The 19,109-nt window shown below is 40.6% G+C and carries 21 protein-coding genes; 4 read left to right on the top strand and 17 right to left on the bottom strand.

Annotated elements, in window-relative coordinates:
• Positions 1–1,416: an ABC transporter permease gene (locus tag G5B43_RS19490; RefSeq protein ID WP_165293961.1), complete on the top strand. Its 1,416-nt coding sequence runs from the start codon at positions 1–3 to the stop codon at positions 1,414–1,416.
• A 65-nt stretch (positions 1,417–1,481) separates the two neighbouring features.
• Entirely contained in the window at positions 1,482–1,967 is a 486-nt protein-coding gene (locus G5B43_RS06895) for a hypothetical protein (RefSeq protein ID WP_165293960.1), read from the top strand.
• 444 nt (positions 1,968–2,411) lie between these two features.
• Here the strand turns inward: G5B43_RS06895 and G5B43_RS06890 are convergent, their stop codons facing one another.
• The 9 genes from G5B43_RS06890 to G5B43_RS06850 all read right to left on the bottom strand — a co-directional run bounded on the left by G5B43_RS06890 (position 2,412) and on the right by G5B43_RS06850 (position 11,269).
• Positions 2,412–3,128, bottom strand: coding sequence for a 16S rRNA (uracil(1498)-N(3))-methyltransferase (locus G5B43_RS06890; protein ID WP_165293959.1), 717 nt, complete (start codon positions 3,126–3,128; stop codon positions 2,412–2,414).
• Between the two features lie 23 nt (positions 3,129–3,151).
• Positions 3,152–4,468 carry a hemolysin family protein gene (locus G5B43_RS06885; protein ID WP_165293958.1) on the bottom strand — a complete coding sequence of 439 codons (1,317 nt, stop codon included), beginning with the start codon at positions 4,466–4,468 and terminating at the stop codon, positions 3,152–3,154.
• 8 nt (positions 4,469–4,476) lie between these two features.
• Positions 4,477–5,019 (bottom strand): inorganic diphosphatase, encoded by a 543-nt coding sequence (locus G5B43_RS06880; protein WP_165293957.1) that lies wholly within the window; start codon positions 5,017–5,019, stop codon positions 4,477–4,479.
• A 3-nt stretch (positions 5,020–5,022) separates the two neighbouring features.
• A complete protein-coding gene (locus G5B43_RS06875) occupies positions 5,023–5,697 on the bottom strand; it encodes a DedA family protein (RefSeq protein WP_165293956.1) in 675 nt (224 codons plus the stop codon).
• Between the two features lie 67 nt (positions 5,698–5,764).
• On the bottom strand, positions 5,765–6,175 hold the full coding sequence (locus G5B43_RS06870) for an HIT family protein (RefSeq protein ID WP_165293955.1): 411 nt from the start codon (positions 6,173–6,175) through the stop codon (positions 5,765–5,767).
• A gap of 212 nt (positions 6,176–6,387) precedes the next feature.
• Positions 6,388–6,861, bottom strand: coding sequence for a transcription elongation factor GreA (gene greA, locus G5B43_RS06865; RefSeq protein WP_165293954.1), 474 nt, complete (start codon positions 6,859–6,861; stop codon positions 6,388–6,390).
• Positions 6,862–6,994: 133 nt separating this feature from the next.
• Positions 6,995–7,693, bottom strand: coding sequence for a response regulator transcription factor (locus G5B43_RS06860; protein ID WP_165293953.1), 699 nt, complete (start codon positions 7,691–7,693; stop codon positions 6,995–6,997).
• Positions 7,694–7,697: 4 nt separating this feature from the next.
• Positions 7,698–9,374 carry a sensor histidine kinase gene (locus tag G5B43_RS06855; protein WP_165293952.1) on the bottom strand — a complete coding sequence of 559 codons (1,677 nt, stop codon included), beginning with the start codon at positions 9,372–9,374 and terminating at the stop codon, positions 7,698–7,700.
• Between the two features lie 5 nt (positions 9,375–9,379).
• Complete coding sequence (locus tag G5B43_RS06850) at positions 9,380–11,269, bottom strand: S9 family peptidase (RefSeq protein ID WP_165293951.1); 1,890 nt, start codon at positions 11,267–11,269, stop codon at positions 9,380–9,382.
• 140 nt (positions 11,270–11,409) lie between these two features.
• Between G5B43_RS06850 and G5B43_RS06845 the strand changes: the two genes are divergently transcribed.
• Positions 11,410–11,700, top strand: coding sequence for a DUF4286 family protein (locus tag G5B43_RS06845; protein WP_165293950.1), 291 nt, complete (start codon positions 11,410–11,412; stop codon positions 11,698–11,700).
• Between the two features lie 14 nt (positions 11,701–11,714).
• Here G5B43_RS06845 and G5B43_RS06840 read toward each other — a convergent pair whose 3' ends face one another.
• Both G5B43_RS06840 and G5B43_RS06835 read right to left on the bottom strand, forming a co-directional pair.
• Entirely contained in the window at positions 11,715–12,116 is a 402-nt protein-coding gene (locus G5B43_RS06840; protein ID WP_165293949.1) for a DUF983 domain-containing protein, read from the bottom strand.
• 4 nt (positions 12,117–12,120) lie between these two features.
• Entirely contained in the window at positions 12,121–12,396 is a 276-nt protein-coding gene (locus G5B43_RS06835) for a hypothetical protein (RefSeq protein ID WP_240904776.1), read from the bottom strand.
• A gap of 183 nt (positions 12,397–12,579) precedes the next feature.
• Here G5B43_RS06835 and G5B43_RS06830 point away from each other — a divergent pair, with 183 nt between their 5' ends.
• Positions 12,580–13,461, top strand: coding sequence for an AraC family transcriptional regulator (locus G5B43_RS06830; protein WP_165293948.1), 882 nt, complete (start codon positions 12,580–12,582; stop codon positions 13,459–13,461).
• Here G5B43_RS06830 and G5B43_RS06825 read toward each other — a convergent pair.
• Genes G5B43_RS06825 through G5B43_RS06800 form a run of 6 tightly spaced genes read right to left on the bottom strand, consistent with a single transcriptional unit; the run spans position 13,458 to position 19,091 of the window.
• Entirely contained in the window at positions 13,458–14,237 is a 780-nt protein-coding gene (locus tag G5B43_RS06825) for an SDR family oxidoreductase (RefSeq protein WP_165293947.1), read from the bottom strand. The two genes, G5B43_RS06830 and G5B43_RS06825, sit on opposite strands and share 4 nt — an antisense overlap.
• A 56-nt stretch (positions 14,238–14,293) precedes the next feature.
• On the bottom strand, positions 14,294–15,211 hold the full coding sequence (locus G5B43_RS06820; protein WP_165293946.1) for a Gfo/Idh/MocA family oxidoreductase: 918 nt from the start codon (positions 15,209–15,211) through the stop codon (positions 14,294–14,296).
• Positions 15,208–16,152: an aldo/keto reductase gene (locus G5B43_RS06815; protein ID WP_165293945.1), complete on the bottom strand. Its 945-nt coding sequence runs from the start codon at positions 16,150–16,152 to the stop codon at positions 15,208–15,210. The genes G5B43_RS06820 and G5B43_RS06815 overlap by 4 nt, the downstream gene beginning before the upstream one ends.
• Entirely contained in the window at positions 16,152–16,949 is a 798-nt protein-coding gene (locus tag G5B43_RS06810) for an HpcH/HpaI aldolase family protein (RefSeq protein WP_165293944.1), read from the bottom strand. The genes G5B43_RS06815 and G5B43_RS06810 overlap by 1 nt, the downstream gene beginning before the upstream one ends.
• A 17-nt stretch (positions 16,950–16,966) precedes the next feature.
• Positions 16,967–18,193 (bottom strand): MFS transporter, encoded by a 1,227-nt coding sequence (locus G5B43_RS06805; RefSeq protein ID WP_165293943.1) that lies wholly within the window; start codon positions 18,191–18,193, stop codon positions 16,967–16,969.
• Complete coding sequence (locus G5B43_RS06800; protein WP_165293942.1) at positions 18,183–19,091, bottom strand: hypothetical protein; 909 nt, start codon at positions 19,089–19,091, stop codon at positions 18,183–18,185. Before G5B43_RS06800 ends, G5B43_RS06805 begins: the two co-directional genes overlap by 11 nt.
• Positions 19,092–19,109: the final 18 nt, after the last annotated feature.

The following is a 19,109-nucleotide window of genomic DNA, read 5'->3' as shown; positions in this document are numbered from 1 at the left end:
ATGAATAATTTGCAACTCGTCTGGAAAAATATTACACAACAACTGGGCTCCACCTTGCTCAGTATACTGCTTACCGCTTTTGGGGTAGCTATACTATGCGTTATTTATATTACGGGAGATACCTTTGAGAAACAGCTGACAAGCAACACAAAAAACATCGATCTTGTCGTTGGGGCAAAGGGGAGCCCTTTACAACTCATTCTGAGCTCGCTTTACCATGTAGACAATCCTACCGGCAACATAGCATTGGCACAAGCACGCCAACTTAGCGACAATCCATTTATTGAAATGGCGGTTCCTGTCTCTTTGGGAGATAACTTCAAAGGACACCGCGTCATTGGTACGGAACCCACTTATCTGGAGTTATATGGTTTATCTATTCAAAACGGGGAACTATGGAAAACTTCCTTTGAAGCTGTAATAGGAAGTGAGGTAGCGCGTAAAAGAGGTTTGGGAATAGGAGATGAATTTTTCACTGCTCACGGTCTGTCGGAAGATGGCCATGTCCACGATGATCATCCTTTTAAAATAGTCGGCATTCTGGAAAAATCGGGATCTGTCGTAGATAACCTCATCCTATGTAATCTGGAAAGCGTGTGGGATGTCCACGGGCTCCACCATGGTGACCACGATCATAGCCACGAACACGACCATGACCATACACATGATCATAGCGGACATACACGTGATGAAAATCATGAACACGATCACGACCACGACGGGCACCAACATGACCACGATCACCACGCGCACGAACATCGTGATCATGAACATACGCATAGCGAAGACGGACATGACCATGAAGAAATGGTTTCTGAAAAACAAAACGACCTATTTGTAAAAAGTATCGGAGCGGATATGCTGGAAGATCGCGGCGAGGAAGTGACCGCGCTGTTGGTTAAATATAGTTCGCCGGCTGCCATGGGCGTAATCCCACGGCTGGTAAATGAATCTACGGATATGCAAGCCGCTTCTCCCGCAATCGAAAGTACCCGCTTGTTTTCGTTATTGGGTGTAGGACTAGACTCACTCACGATCTTAGCCTATATTATTATGCTCATCGCGGTATTAAGCGTATTCATCAGTCTTTATAATGCCCTGAAAGAGCGGAAATACGACCTTGCTATCATGCGTTCCATGGGTGCATCCAAAACTAAACTTTTCGGTCTGGTGTTAGTCGAAGGGTTGGTAATTACTTTGATAGGCGGAATAGTGGGATTATTGTTTGGACATGGGGCGTTGTATGTTATCGGTCAGCAAACAACTGAAAGTGCCGATTTTATCGAAGCGTTTAACATCCATGGACAAGAGTTGATTTTAGTGCTTGCTGCATGTCTACTGGGCATCTTAGCAGCGATTATTCCAGCTATTAAAGCCTACAAAACATCCATTTCAACGGTTTTAGCAGAGAGGTAAAATAGTGATGAGTTCTAAATGAAGAGAGAGAAGATTAATTAGAAAATTAGATTAGTTAGATAAAAATGAAGAAGACCTCGATATTAGCGTTTATTATTACATTATTCACCTTCGGTATGGCAAAAGGCCAAATTGGGCAATTCCCTGGGGAGAACGTACCTGACCATACACCGATGATGAACAGCACCTGGGAAGCCGTCGATAAGATGATGTATAAAGTGACCACAGAAAACAATAAAAAGGTATATACACCACACTACCCGCCCGTTCTAAAAGCCTTAGAAAACAGAGTTGTAGAGCTTCCGGGCTATCTCGTCCCATTAAACAGTGGCCGTAACCATAAGACATTTATGCTATCTGTACTTCCCGTCATGCAATGTGCTTTTTGTGGAAGTAACGGGATCCCACCCATGGTCGAAATCTTCATGAAAAGTGAATCTGTAAGGTTTACGGAAGAGCCCATTAAAATAAAAGGGAAAATGGTATTCAATCCGGAACCTTTAAAAGGGAATGCAGAGATTCAGATTGTTGATGCTGTTCTCGTTAAATAAAACGAAGGTTTTCTTTAATCAAATTTCTTTTACTCCTTTTTTCTTGACAAAAAAGGAGACAAAAAGTCAAGACTGAATATCGTTCTGCTATTTTTCTTTGTCTATTCCTAAACAAAATAAACTCGCTTCGGTCAAACAAATTTTGTTTTTAACGGAATAGCCTTCATAAAAATGGCCGTAGAACGATATAAGGTCGTTTTAATCCGCACAGTAGCTATTTATTATTGATCGTTCATGTCAACGCGGGTGCACTATCCCTTCCTTAACCTTAATTGTCGCATCCGGATTTTTGACAACTGTAGAAACCCTTTTCTTGCACTTTCCCTCCCTGTCAAACATCCGAAGCGACGAGCTTTTTGGTTCTTTTTCGCGGGGAAAAAGAACATGAAAAAATTGATTAAAAAAAATAGCTCTTTTTTTGTGTCAAGACAAAAAAATGAAGAATCAACGGTTTAAAACCGCAATCTCAAAACAACTTGCTAATGCAGCTGTTTCGGTACGGAGACGACTGCTTCCTAATGAAACAGGTTGATATCCTAAAGATAGCGCCTGCGTAATTTCGTTCTCGGAAAAGTCACCTTCTGGACCTATTAAAATAAGATACTTACCTGCTGGAGGACAAATATCCGCTAAATATTGCTTTTCACCGTCAGCACAGTGCGCAATCGTCCTAGTCGTATATTCTTCTGATTGTACCCGATCGAAAAACTGCTGGAGGGAAATAGCAGCATTTACTTTCGGGAGATAAGCTTTGAGAGATTGTTTCATAGCAGGGACCACCACTTTATGCAAGCGCTCCGTTTTCACTTCCTTCCGTTCAGAATGCGTGGAGACAATAGGTGTAATCTCCTGTATCCCAATTTCTGTGGCTTTCTCTAAAAACCACTCCATTCTATCCATATTTTTTGTGGGCGCGACGGCCACATGTAAATAGTAAGCAGGTTTTTCATAATCCTGCTCTACCTGCAGTATAGACAACGTAGTCCGCTTAGGATGTGGATCCAGAATTTTAGCCGTATACCAGCCACCGATACCGTCCACCAAATAAATCGTATCCCCAGCTGCTAAACGTAACACGCGAATAGCGTGCTTGCTTTCATCTTCGCTGAGTATAAATTCCCGATAGTGGGGTTCAATAGTTGGCGTATAAAACAAATGCATATCGTCAGTTATGGCGATAAGGCCTATTCCTCATCAATATCATCGTACGGCGTCTCCATCAATTCCAATTTCACAAATTCTATGTTTTGTTGTGTTTTCTTAATAATCGTGAATGAATATCCGGCTGCTTCCCGCACTTCTCCGACATCGGGAATCTTTTCAAAATAGTGGCTGACCAAACCTGCCATCGTATCATAGTCGGAACTTTCGGGTAGCTCTAACGGCAGATATCCATTGACATCATGTACGCTTGCGCCGGCATCTACCATATATTCGGTTTCCGAAATTTTCTCCACAACTGGTGTTTCCTCATCGTATTCATCTTGAATCTCCCCAACCAATTCCTCTACGATATCTTCTAGGGTCACCATTCCAGCCGTACCGCCAAATTCATCCAAAACGATGGCGATCTGAATACGCTTTTGTTGAAATTCAGCCATCAAATCATTGATCTTCTTCGTCTCGGGAATGAAATACGGTTTACGTATAATATTTTTTAGGATCACCTCTTTGCCCTGTACAATAATCGGCAATAGATCTTTGGTATGTACAATACCCACGATCTGGTCGATATTATCGTCATAGATCGGAATTCGGGAATACCCTTCCTCTGTAGCGGTATTAATGAGTTCTTGCGGCGTATCCGTAATCTCGACCGCAACTATCTTGGTGCGCGGAACCATGATATTCTTCACTATGCGCTCATTAAAATCAAAAACGTTTTTTATGAGTTCGTGTTCAGCATTATTTAGTGCGCCGCTTTCTTTTCCTTTCTCCAACAGATACTGTAACTCCTCTGAAGAGTGATGCGCCTCGTGTGCATTAACTTCAATACCGATCAAGCGTAACAAGAAATTGGCAAATCCATTCAGCAACCAAATAATCGGCTTGAAAATATAATAGAAAAACTGAAGTGGTGCAGCAATACGCATGGTGGTCGCCACTGGTCGCTGTATGGCGATGGATTTCGGTGCTAGCTCACCAAAGACGATATGCAAAAATGTAATAATACTAAATGCAAGGACGTGTCCTAAGTTTTTTGCTACCGTTCCGGTCAATTCAACGTTGAATAACCCAAAAAACTCATGCACAATACGCGTCATTACCGCCTCTCCTACCCATCCAAGAGCAAGAGAAGCGAGTGTGATACCAAGCTGTGTAGCGGCTAAATAACCATCGAGGTGTTCGGTAATATTCTTGGCTATTTTGGCGACTTTACTTCCTGATTTTGCCTGGAGTTCAATCTGCGACGCCCGAACTTTGACAATTGCAAACTCCGCAGCCACGAAAAAACCATTAGCTACAACCAAAAATACCGTCCAAAAAACATCAAGAGCCATGCTATAGATTATTTGTTACCGAATTCTTTTTTATAAAGTTCGATACTTTCCAATAAAATTTCTTGTGCACGTTCACGTCCGTGAATACCATCTACACTCACTTTCTTCTTCTCAAGTGCCTTATAGCTTTCAAAAAACTGAACAATTTCCTTCATGATATGCGGTGCTAAATCTTCCATGTCATTCAGATAGCTATATTTAGGATCGTGTTTAGCTACAGCAATAATCTTATCATCCTGTTCTCCGCCGTCGACCATATTCATTACCCCGATTACTTTAGCCTCAACTAATGTCATAGGCAAGATATCTACCGAACAGATAACCAATATATCCAACGGATCCTTGTCGTCACAATAGGTTTGTGGAATAAAACCGTAATTGGCAGGATATACAACAGATGAACTTAAAACACGATCCAATAAAAGAAGGCCGGTTTCTTTGTCCAATTCATACTTTCCTTTTGAGCCATTTGTAATTTCAATGATGGCATTAACCGAATTTGGCACGTCGCTCCCAGGAGCTATCTGATGCCAAGGATGTTGTTTGTTCATTAATTAATTAACGTTACTGTTATTACTGTTTGTTTTATTTGTTTGTTTCTTTCTGTTCTTCAGCCATCGCTTAAGCAACGCAATGACAATAGGTAAAAATGCGATGGCGATCAATCCAACGATGATATACTCGACATAATTGATAATTGCAGGAAACTTCACCCCTAGAAAATACCCGGTCAATGTTAGTAAGCTCACCCATAAAAGAGCGCCTGTAACATTGTAGAAAACAAATTTTCGAAAATTTAGCTTCACGATACCCGCGAATATAGGAGCAAACGTACGAACGATTGGCACAAAGCGACCTATAACAAGCGCAGTTCCCCCGTACTTTTGGTAAAATTCTTCCGCCATGATCACGTACTTACGTTTGAAAAGAAGAGAATCTTTTCGTTTGAAGAGGACGGGGCCCGTTCGATAACCAAACCAATAACCCGTAAAATTTCCTAAAATTCCAGCCCCGAGAATACCGAAATACATGGTTGTTATGTCAACATCAATTTTTCCCAACGCGCAAAATAAGCCCGCCAGAAACAGCAAATAATCTCCTGGCAAAAAGAAGCCAAAGAAAAGGCCTGTTTCAGCGAAGACAATCAGCACTACGATATAGAACCCACCATAGCTTAATAAATATTCAGGATCCATCAATTGCTGAAAGGACAGCCAAAAATCTTGCATAATTTCTATTTAGTATACCAGCAAAAGCTGTTCTAAAATTTTTCGTTTCTCAATTAGATATTATTAATCACGAATTCGTAACTTCCGAAATGGCCTCTCTAATATCTTCCGCCATTTTCGTCATTTCATCACTTGGCAGACTCAATTTAGGGCGGGCAAAGTTCATGTCGTCGACCTCATTTAGAGGGATTAAATGAATATGAGCGTGTGCCACCTCTAAACCGACGACAGCAATTCCTACCTTACGACAAGGAAATACTTTTTTTATACCTTGGGCTACAATCTTCGCAAATACCCACATTCCCATATATTCGTCGTCATTAATATCAAAGATATAGTCTGTCTCCTTTTTAGGAATAACCAATACGTGGCCTCTCGTCAACGGACTAATGTCCAAAAAAGCTAAATAATCAATACTTTCTGCTACCTTATAAGCTGGAATCTCACCTGACACTATCTTTGAAAAAATTGTTGACATCTTTTATCTCTTTTAAAGAAAAACAAACAAATATAAAAAAACCCTTACGAAATACGTACATCAATAGCGATGAAAAAAAGTCAGGGCTTGTTTTGCCTATTTAAAGCTATATTTCTAAGAAAAAACGGTTGCTGTATTTTGGCAACCGTTTCAAACTATATTCTTAAACGATGTGCGGTTATGGCAGAAACCGCACATAACCGTTCATCTTATTACCTTGATATTTCCAAGATTTCAAACTCCATGACACCCGCCGGCACTTCTACTTGAGCAATCTCTCCTACAGATTTACCAAGAAGCCCCTGCGCAATTGGCGACTTGACAGAAATCTTCCCCGCCTTCATGTCGGCTTCCGTCTCCGAAACCAGCTGATACGTCATTACAGCATTGTTTTTTTTGTTCTTAATCTTCACGTAAGATAAAGCCAATACTTTCGACGTATCTAAATTAGATTCGTCGATTAGACGTGCACTGGCTAAGACGCCTTCCAACTTGGCAATCTTTGCTTCATGCAAACCTTGTGCTTCTTTTGCGGCATCATATTCCGCATTTTCGGATAAATCTCCCTTATCCCTTGCCTCTGCTATCGCTTTGGCGATATTCGCCCGGCCTTCTGTCTTTAGATACTGTAACTCCTGCTTCAGCTTATCTAATCCCTCTTGTGTGTAATAAGTTACTTCTGCCATATTTTTACTTTTATTTATTTCCAAAAAAAAATTAAAAAAAGACAAGACCATACCGCCCTTTGTCAGGACAACATGGTCTTGCTCATTGTCTGCTAAGATAGCAAGCAACTTCTAAAAAAGCAAATTTCTTTTGTTATTCTTCTTCGTCCGTATCAACAAACCTATACCCTAAACCGCGGACAGTCTGCAAATAATGCGGTTTATCGGGATTAGTTTCGATTTTCTTTCGAAGACGTACCACGTGCATATCTAACGTCCGTGTATTCACATTGGAACTATAGCCCCAAACAACTTCCATAAGCTCCTCCCGTGTGATCTCCTTACCTACGTTTTGAAGAAAGTAAAGCAATATCCGATTTTCCAAAATCGTCAATTCAATTTTTCGTCCGTCTCTTACCAAGGAATGTATAGTCGGATGATGTTCCGTTTTGCCAAAAGTGTACACATCACTGTTTTTTGGCAGAAAGAATCGTACTTTGTTTTCGATCATGGCAACCAATACATCCATGTTGAAGGGTTTCGTAATATAGTCTGTCACACCATAGCTGTAAGCATCAATTTTGTCTACATCCTGTGACTTCGCTGTCATCATAATAATGATATTCTCAAAACCAGATTTGCGTACGGATTCACATACATCAATACCTTCTTTTCCAGGAAGCATCCAATCTAAAAGAACGACATCGGGCTTCTCTTGTAGTATTTGTTGCTCAGCCTCCAAACCATTGGCAGCTTGAATAACTTTATATCCTTCTGTTTGCAAACGATGTGTTACCAAAAAACGTAAGTTTTCGTCGTCTTCTATTACAGCAATAGTGATATCTTTACTCATAATATTATTTAGTTCTTTTCGGTCCTAGAGGCAGAAACAAAGTAAAAGTGGTGCCTTGTCCTGGCATGCTATCCACTTTAATTTCTCCACCCATGAAATCTACAATTTCCTTACAGAACGCTAAACCCAGACCAATACTTCCTTGTTGGTTGAATTGGTTCTTTACTCTATAAAATTTTTTAAAAATACTATTAAATTCCTTCTTATTTATGCCTATTCCTTTATCTTTAAATTTTATAACAAAATTTTTCTTGTTTTGTTGCACATCAATATGTAGGAACTTCCGTTGCGGCTCCGAATATTTGTAGGCATTGTCAATTAGATTTTGAAACACGCTCAATAAAAGCGTTGTATCGACCATCATATTGTTTTGGACATCGATCGTATAGGAAAAGTTTAAATCAGGATATTTTAATTTAACAGCTGCAAAAATCGGCTCGCAAAACTCTTCGGCTTCTACCTCTTCTTTATTGGGCTTAATAGATTTGTTTTCAATCTGCGCAAATGACAATAATTTATTCATCAAACTGTTCAGTTTATCTGCTTCTTGATCCAAAATCTGTCCATACATACGCTGTTCCTCTGCCGATAGTTTTTCACTACTCTGAATATTGTTTCCAGCAATCTTGATAACACTGACAGGCGTCTTAAATTCATGGGTCAGATTGTTGATAAAGTCATATTGAAGTTGGAACAGTCTACTATTGATAGTAACATTCCGATAAATCAAATAAGCAATCAAAATCAATATGAGATATACGCCAGATATACCCAAGCTTACCGGAAAGAACCTTCTGTTAATTTCTTTATTGATAAATGCCTCGGAACTTGTATACTGCAATTTATAATCGGACAAGGCGCCAGGAAGAGGTAGTTCCGTTTGCAAGTAAAAACGCTGATCGCTCACGCTACCGGATACAATGGGTAATATCTCTATTTTTTCATATAAATTTAAAGCGACATTTTTAATTTGAATCTTGCTAGGGTCAATTAAAAACATGAACAAATCTTGATCATACGCAACAACGGTGGTATCCGGAGCAGACATCATACGTTTATAAACCAACAGATCGGAAATACGCGGGATATTCATGTAAGTTACCTTCCCCGGATTTAACGTATAAAAAACCCGATATATTTCATCGTCTGACATACTGGTCGATTCGTTTACCCGATCCAAGAAACCGACGAACTTCAGCACCATGGTGTTAAAATCGTCTATATATGCACGAGTGTGCGTATCCGCTGGGCGTTGAGCGATCAGTCGATTATCCTTGTCCAAATGGAAAGAAGTAATACTCTTGGGATAAAGTAGCAGGTGGTTATACTTAATTCCGGTATCTATCGAGTCAGAGTTTGTGATCGTGATATCATAAAAAAGAACACGGTCAACAAAAGCATATTTTCGGATGAGGTCGTTGACGTAGGACGCAGCTTTTACAGAATCTAGATACCCTTGATAATATGATATTTCCGGAATCTTGTCATTAAAAAACTCGTGAAAAGGTTGTACCGATCTATCGAAAACCTCTACCTTCCTGTTATTGAATTCGGTCTCGATGAAATTAGCTATCATGGATCGTGCTGCGAACATAGCGACACCAAATAACACCGTCACCAATATTACAAAAGAAATCAGCAACCCAAAATTTTTCCGGTATTTAAGCTGGTTATACGCCATGCTGCTTATAGATACTGCTTCAAAAAGGCCTCTACTTCTTGATAATAGTTTATAATATTCTCTTCGTTTCTAAATCGTCGCCCCTCCTCTTCTCTATATATATACTTAATCGGCACGTTATTGTTTTTCAATTTTTGTACAAATTGGTTTGCATCCGTCAGCGAACTAAATCTATCTTTTCCGCCTTGTGCAAAAAGCACCGGAATCTTTACTTTATCGGCATGAAAAACAGGAGATATTGCTTTAAACAGCTCATATTCCTTACTCGGATTACCTATGATATTGTAAAATAAACGAACATACTGTTGATGGTGAGGTGGTATCTCTCTAAAATATGTAAAGAGATTCGTGTATCCCGACATGGAGATAGCACACTTGTAGAAGGACGAGTTATAGGTAGCCGCATGTAGAGCCGAATAGCCTCCAAAACCACTTCCCATGATGGCTACCCTATTTTTGTCAACGATTCCCTGATGTATCAACCAGGTAACGCCGTCAATCATATCAGCTTGTATCTTTCCTCCCCATTCTTTGAAACCCGCGGCCCAAAACTTTTTTCCATAACCGGACGACCCTCGATAGTTTAATTGGAAAACCAGATAACCTCTATTCGCTAAAAATTGTACTTCGGCATCAAAGTCACTTGTTTCGCGACGGTTTGGCCCATCATGTACCAACACCACCACCGGCAACGTTTCCCGTTTCCCGGTCAATGGATAGGTAAGATAGCCATGCAATGTTAAACCATCTCGACTTTGAAAGCTAACCGGTTCTTTTGGAGACAAGTTTGCCCTTGATAATTTGGGATTCATTTCCTCCAGCAATATAGCTGTATCGGCTAATACATTATAATGATAGATCCCGCCTGCATGTACATCGGTATAAACTTTAACAATCCAATGACGCATGCTTGTGTCAGTGTCCAAAATATCAATGGATTGGTTACCAAATTTAGCAGACAGTTTGTCGAAATGTCGCTGAAAGGTTTGATGAAAGAAATGTTGTTTTACCTTATTAATAGTATACTGGCTAAAAATGAGCTCCTGCAAATGGTCGGAATATCCGACCGGTTGAAGGTCTACCTCGGAGTGTTCAAATATTAACCGTTCTTCTTCTCCGGTAGAAACATTGTACTCTACTAGCGACAATCTATCCCTATTTTCGTTAGACAAGGCATAAATATGGGTATGGGAATCCTTAACAAATCCTAAAGGTCTTATCGATGTTTGATAATCTGTATGGGCGATCTGCTGAAAAGGCATATTTTCATCGGTTCTATACAAGATGCTTTCTTGCACGCTGTCATTAGTCATCGCCAATCTCACTTTTCCGTCTGGCGAAGCAAACCATTTAGAGATATTGCCAGGATTACGTATTAGCAATTGTGGAGCAGAGCCATCTACAAAAATTTTATACAAATCAAATACAGTTGAATCACGGTTGTTCAAGGTGGCAAGCAAATAATTATCATGAAGTGTATGTGGCGCCAACCAACGTAATCGTGCGTTCTTAACTGGCAATAATGGTGTAGTTCTTTCAGAATCGACAAAAATGCTATAAATGCGCAGACTGTCTTGTGGTGAATGGCTATTGGAATATACTATTAAAGAATCGGAAGCCCAGAAGAAATACTGAACATTCATATCCGACTGATACGTAAGTTGTTTTGATTTGCTCTTCTCCTGTAAATCCAAAACAAAGATATTTCGACAGTGGTCATCTACTCCCAGATAAGCAATCCGACGACCATCTGGGGATATTTTGAAGTTACTCTTTTCTGGTTTTACGAAAAAATCTTCAATAGGGATTAATTTGTCCGTATTTTGCTTACTTCCACACGAAACTGAGACGACAAACAAACACACTACAAATGTCCAAAGCAAAAATCTAAACATATTCCAATCCTATTCCGGTTTCAAATATTGTTATTTTTTTATGAAATATGACATCTGCAACCTTATTTTTACATCTCTTATGCGTGATCTTTTCCAATTCCTAACGTATAACTTCCAATTCCAATCTTGTATCTTTGTGCATGATTCTATATAACATTTCCATTATTGTTGAGGACAGTAGCCATGAACAGGTGGTCGATTGGCTTAAGTCTTACTTGCGCACAAGTTCTTACGAAATAAAGTTTTTGAAAATGTTGGATTCTCCACATGAAGGCAATACATATTGTATACAGCTTCTCGCTACAGATGACATCGCGATCGTCAAGTTTCAAGAGGATGTAGTGGCCGAATTGCAAGCGTACCTGATTGCTCATCACGCGGAGAAAGCTTTTATTTTTGAAAGCAAAATGCAATATCTGTCGTTGGAGTAACGGATTAACAAGAGTTAATCCATTCCTTTATCTAATGCCTCTTGGTAAAATGGGTTGTATACGATTTTGGGCGAAAGGTAATGCAATAACACCAAGCGAGAATATCGAAGGTTAAAAGGTGCAAAGATCAATATGGCCGCAAAAAGAACAGAAACATATACCCAAGGCGATTCACTTTTCGTCAACATAGCAGTTGCTAAACCCAACGTAACCACCTCTCCAACAGAAAAAGCATAGCTCACGTACATAGCGGCATAAAAGTAACCTGGTTCTACCTCAAACTTTAATCCGCAATGGGGGCAATGTTCAGGCATCTTCTGCTTTTTAAAGCCATATACGGGACCCTCAAATACCTTCCCAATCCTACACTTCGGGCATTTAGATTGCACCATCGCTGTAAACCTAGATGTCGCCATGTAATTAGATTTGTTCTCCGAACGGTGAAACTTTTTTCGAATTGTTTTTACGATATTTTTTATACCATAATATACCGATTCCTATCGCAATCAAATAGGGAATAGCCAATAAGAAGAGGATGCCGTCATTCAGACCTTTGCCTTGTGTGTTACCGTTAGCTGCACTGTTTTCCGCGTTTAAGGAACACATAGCACATTGGGCAGATACCTCGGTGCAGCATAAAACCCCCAACATGACCACAGTCACTATAACCAAAAAGGGTGTCCATTTTGAAATCATATACAAAAATACCAAAATTTTATGGTTTCGTACAATCTGAACATTTTAAAATGATGCACCGCCGAATGAATTATGATAGATTTTTTTATATGTATGATCTTATTTTTCAAAAGCAACTTTTGATTGTTGTTTTATCGGCGCAAAAGATGTAAATTAGTATCACACACCACATAAACAAACATTATGAAAGCCGTAGAATATAGATTACCAAAAGAGTTTGACAAATCATTCATCGTATTCAAGGAGCAAGGTCTGTACTTTCCTTGTCCTTGGCATTATCATCCGGAATATGAGTTTGTCCTGGTTAACAAAAGTAGTGGCCGTCGTATGGTTGGCGATCATATCGGTACATTCTTAGAAGGGGATCTAGTACTCATGGGACCTTCTCTTCCACATGTATGGGTAAACGATCAGAAATATTTCGAAAAAGAAAATACGGAAACTGCTGATGCTGTAGTCGTACACTTTCTGGAAGATTTCCTAGGCGAAAACTTTTTCAACCTACCGGAGGCAGAATCTTTAAAAAAAATACTTAATCTTTCCAACAGAGGACTGGTTATCTTAGGACACACGCGTTATCGGATTACAAAAATTATGAATGACATGCCTCTTCAAAATGGATTGAAACGACTTTCTTCTCTTTTCGAAATATTTGATATTCTTGCCAATAGTTCGGAATATGAACCTCTTGCCAGTCCGTCCTACATGGAAAACACCAGAGATATGTATTCCGATAGGTTCAGTAAAATAACGGAATATATCCTACGTAACTTCCATCGGGATATCACCCTCAAAGAAGTCGCTGACCAAGCCAATATGGCGACTACAACCTTCTGCAATTTCTTCAAAGAACACTTTAGGATGACCTTTGTAGAATACCTGAACGCGATACGTATTGGTCATGTGTGCAAGCTTTTGGCGGATCGGGATAAAACGATTATATCGGTAGCCTATGAATGTGGTTTCAACAACTTAGCGAATTTCAACCGGCAGTTTAAAAGGCTTAAAGATATGACGCCAAAAGAATATAGGAAGGCGTTGGAAGCGGAGCCGATGATTGCTTAAGCATTCAAACCACCATCCAACAGTATATTTTCACCGTTGATATATTCGCCAGCCTTTGACATCAATAAGACAGCCAATCCTTTAATATCATCGGCATTGGCCATTCTCCCTAACGGCACTTTTTTACAATAGTTCGTCACAAACTGTTCCGGCTGGTCATTGAATAATCCACCCGGACTAATACAATTAAACCGTATATTTTTACCCGCCAACATTTTGGTCATATAACGCGATAGGTTAATCAATCCAGCATTGTGAAAGAAGTAGTCGGCAGGCAGGTCCCCCATGCCCACTGTTCCTTCATAATTGCTCAAGTCGGGTCCCTTCATCCCCATCATGGATGCGATACTTACCACACTTCCTCCGCCTGATTGCATAATCAAATCGCTTAATTCACGTAGCAAAAAAAACATACCCGTTGCATTAGAGCGCATAGACGCTTCAAACTGTTCGATAGGTGCATAGTATCCGTTAACAGGGCGGGAAACCGCATTGTTAACGAAACCATCCAATCTGCCGTAACGCACCAAAATAGTGCTCTTTAATGCCAACATCGATTCGTAATCGTCCTGATCCACTGCTACAGCATGAACCTCCAAGCCACGCTCTCTGAACCCTGCCGCCGTAGCCTCTGCCCGCTGCAAATTACGGGAGGTGGTAATAACGGTAGCGTCCGCTTCCGCGAGACCTTCGACAATGCACTTCCCATAGTTGCCCGATCCACCGGTAACCACAATAACCTTGTCCTTTAAGCTAAATAGTTCTTTTACGTTCATCTTTTTACAATAAAATAGTTTATCCCGCCACTCCGCTGGTGCACAATCACTTTACATTATAATAAAACAACTCTTCCTCCTTGGTCGTAGCTCTCCTTCGCGCAAATCAGTACCGTCATCAATTGCTGTGTCTTTTTAAAATCCAACCGAGGTTTTCCCTCCTGAACCGAACGCACAAACTCGATTATATTGTCCCGAAACATGGAATAGGAATTGCGAATATCCACTAACTTCCATCCCTGTTGCCCGAAAAATGTCACTTGAAAAGTTCCGGAAATATGTTGATACAGATGTAACATCACATCCGTTTCATCTTCCAACCGGACATGTACAATTTCTTTATCTGGTTTGCCGATATGTTGTACACTGATGGGACGCGGATCGTCCAGCACACTAAAAACAGCTTCCAACATATGAATGCCATACTTCTTCCAGTCCTTCTTTCCTACAGCCGTTACGAGTTCGATTTTACCCAACGCTCGCAATTCCTGTTTTGCAATACGACATTCATTTGCATAGCGCATAGATGAACAAGACATGATAAAGTTCCCTTGTTCCACTTGTGCAGCAAACCAATCCAAATCATCCTTTGAATAAGCCAATGGTTTGTCTATAAAAATCGGAACGCCTGCTTCCACAAACGGCGTTGCCATGGCTACATGATTTTCCGGATCGTCACGTCCTAAAATAACCGCATCCACCTCCCCTATCATATCCATTATATTATCGACAACATATGTAATGCCGGATGAATGCGCTATACTTTCCGAAATCTTCCTTTCCTGACACCACACATGCGTGACCATCACATCAGAAATACCTAATGTATCTTTATTTGCCTCTAAATAGGAGGCGACCGCCGGATACCCTATCCTACTAATTTCATCCCCATCAAACTGTCCATTGATAATGGAGGACCATGAATAAGGATGGGCATTCCCCTCACTCATACCCATTATCCCCAACTTTATCATAACCAACCCTTTCTATCCCATTCGGCAAGATTTAAAAATGAAGGATCGGGATATTGCATATGCTTTGATTGTACAAAAATTTCGGTTGAAAGTTCATCCCCTTCAAGATTACGGATACTAGCTTGCAAATACTCCTCTTTATCAATCCCGACTAATACACTAGATACTTGCGGGTGTTTTAAAGCGAACTTGGTAGCATATTCCGGAAAATTGCGAAAATGTGTTTCCGCAATAGTACGATAAGCTTCTAGATAATTCTCTACCTCTTTCAGTGCTTCATGCATCTTAAACTTACGTTCTGTCAGCATACCACGCATCAACACAGAGCGAACAATAATACCTACGCCTTTCTCGCTAGCATCTTGAAAACAATCGCCGTGCGACTGATCCATGAGGTTAAACGGTAGCTGGATAGTATCCCAAATACCTGACTGTATGGCTTTAGCTGTCTCTTCTACTTTGTAAACCGAAACTCCGATATTTTTAACATGACCTTCTTGCCGTATTTCTGAAAATACACGAATCACATCGTCATTTTGAAGGATATCCATATCCGCATAATGCACCATGAACAAATCCACGTAGTCCGTTTTCAAATTCTTCAAACTAACTTCCAACGATTCATGAACAATAGTCTTGAGTTCCCCATAGGAAGGAATATTCCCTTCTTCATTTTTAAAATGCACACATTTAGTCGCCAAAACAACTTGATCACGAATACCTTCAAATGCCAACCCCATCAGTCGTTCACTTTCACCATAATGTCTTGCTGTGTCAAAGAAATTGATACCTAATTCCACAGCCTTCTGCAAAAGTCGGATAGCAGATGCCTCCTCCGGCATCTCGTGTGCTCCTAAACCATAGGGCATGCCTATTTCCACACCACCAAAAGCAATTTCCGAAACCGACAACCCCGTTCGTCCTAATATTCTTTTCTTCATTATTGCTCTAAATAAGACTTACCTTTATCCCCTTTAGATCCACCAAATGCTCCCATTATATCTCGGCAATAGTTGGTTAATCCAACTACATCGGCACCTACACTGACAAAATCATATCCCATATCCAAAAGCTCCTGCAAATTCGCGGGCGAACCTACCGTTCCTGCAAATTTTCCATTTTTTCGTGCTACCTTCGCCACACGCTTGCGTGTTTCTATCAACAACGGATGATCCCATTGTCCAGGTGCACCTATGCCTTGACTGAAATCACCAGGCCCGAAAAAAAGCATATCAAAACCTTCGAGTTGCGCAATTTCTTCCAATTCAGCCAAAGGCTCGGGATCTTCGATCTGCAACACAACAAAACGCTCTCGATTCGCCGTTTCCAGATAGGTATTGAAATCCATCGCCGTATACGCACCATCTGCGTTTCCACCATCAATAGGTCGCTTTCCTTGCGGATGAAACCGTACCGTATGGATTACTTTTTTCGCGTCTTCCACGCCCATAACATGGGGAACCATGATACCCGTAGCATCCAATTCCAACGGTTTAATATAATCGCTGTAAGCCCCTCTAGGGACTCTTACCATCAAGTCTGTATCATGCGCTTTTGTCGCCCAAACATGGGAAGCAATAGTCGACCAATCCTGCCCAATATGTTCCAAATCCACCCATATACAATCAAATCCACTGATTGCCGCTATTTCTACAGATTGTGTATCTTTTAGATTAATCTTAAAACAACTTGCTGTCTCTCCAGCACGTAATTTTTGCAAAATCTTGCTTCTTCTCATTATTTTATTTATTTCAATTAATCACCTTCGGTCTTCGATTTCAAGCGGAACAACAGAAACGCACAAATAATCATACTTAGCGCTGCTACTTGAAAGATAATATTGAGGTTAACCTGTCCATCCCGTAATGCGCCTGCCACGTATATACCTACACCGCCAACGATACAGCTGCAGAGATTTAGAAACCCATAGCCTGTAGCAAGATACCGCTTATCGGCAATTATTCCTAAGATAGGCATCATATTCGCATCAATGAATGGGCGTGTCAACGCATATACCAAAAAACCAGCGACCGTTGCCCACAAGATCGTCGTATAACTTGCAATAAATATAGCAGGAACAGCAATCAGCATACCGATAGCTGGCAACCATATGCGGGCGCTGTCATTCGTTTTTGACCACCAATCCGCAATCGCTCCACCTAAAATCACACCAACAAGCATAACCGGAAAGAAATAGGCTGTAGAATACAACCCCGCTTCTGTTTGTGACAGATTGAACTGCTCTTTATAATAAGTCGGCAGCCAGCCATTTATCATCCAACTGATAGCACCCGCCAGTCCCCATATCACGACAACTGCCACAAACGCTCGATTACGGAATAGGTTCTGTATAGCCAGTTTAAAATCTATTTTTTCCGTTACTTCATCCGTAACAACATCTGTTTTAACCGGTACTTCCTTACGGTCTTTCAATAAGAAAATCAAACACACCGCGTAGATTACGCCAATAACTCCAAAAATGTGAAAAGCATAATGCCAAGTATGTGTTTCGGCAATCCAACCACCGATAAAGCCTAAACTTTGTCCGATCATCACTCCACCTACATGCAATCCAACTGCGGTAGATTTTGTCCTGTCCGAATGCCAATCCATAATCAGCGCCATTGCCGCCGGTATATAAAAAGCTTCGCTAATACCCATCAATGCTCTTGCTGCTAGCAAATACTCAAATGAAGTCGCTAAGGAGGTCAACCACGTCACCAACGACCAAACGAATAAACTACCGATAATGACAATGCTTCGATTAAAACGATCGGCAATATAACCTGCTACAGGGCTTGTAAAACCATATACCCATAAAAAAACGGAAGTCAGCAGTCCAAACTGTGCATCTGTCATCGGTATCTCTTCAATAATGCTGCTGCGCATCGTGACAATCATCATCCGGTCCAGATAATTGAGACAGCCAATGATACATAGCAAAGCAACAAGTAACCAGGGGTAATATTTTCTATTCGTCATCTTCTCTCCTTTTCAATACCATATACGCCGTCATAGCGTGAAAGTCGCTGTTATAATTCCCGCTTTTAATGTTACGCATCGCTTCATACATATCCGATACAATCTGCTGGTCGTTGTCATCCGATTTCTGTGCTAACGCCATTGTCACGTGAGGAATAGCCTCGGCATCCCGAGACATGGCAAACAATTCCTTTTTTAACTCGCTTTGTTCGTTAACAGGTTGATTTTCTGGATATGCAATCAACAACGTCGCTAACAGATTACTCCGTAAAGCAGTTTTTAGATCCTTTGTCTGCATCCAAGTCTTCACCTGAACATATTCATTTTCTGCTAATGGACCAATATATCGGAGGATATAGGACGTCACCTGCATTTCCAGTTCTGTTAGCTTGTTACTTACCAAATCTCGGATAAGCATATGCTTTACGGTTTGCTTTTTTTCCGCTGATCCCAACGCATAGTTCCAAAGCGAATACAACCGAAAGGAACTTTCCAATCCTGTGGGCAGAACCTGAACCACACCGACCCGGAGCTTGGCAAGTGTCTCGATGGCATGGAGTCTATCCTCGCCTTCTTTATCGTGGTAAGCCGCTATAATCTTATCTATCCAATATTGTTTGTTTTTTTCATCTGTCGTTGCTTGAACCAATACGCGCCAAATACCTACGCGATACTTGGGAACATGGCCAAACTGTTCCTCGTCTTTTAAAAACTCAGTCCGCACTTCATCCACATAACAATTCTCCCATAATAGAAATTCAGCTACATGAACCTTTACCCATTCCTTTTCGGAATATAAAAGTGATTTTAAGTCTGCTAACGCCATTTCTTTGCTTTGTCCTATGCTGCATAATGGAATACCAATCAGTAAGAGTAAACCCATTTGGAATCCTTTCATATCCTTTAAAAAGTCTAT

This window comes from Sphingobacterium sp. SGR-19 (genome assembly GCF_011043555.1).
Classification (GTDB): Bacteria; Bacteroidota; Bacteroidia; order Sphingobacteriales; family Sphingobacteriaceae; genus Sphingobacterium.
Note: the sequence above shows the minus strand (reverse complement) of the source record. Positions and strands in the feature narration are given on the sequence as shown.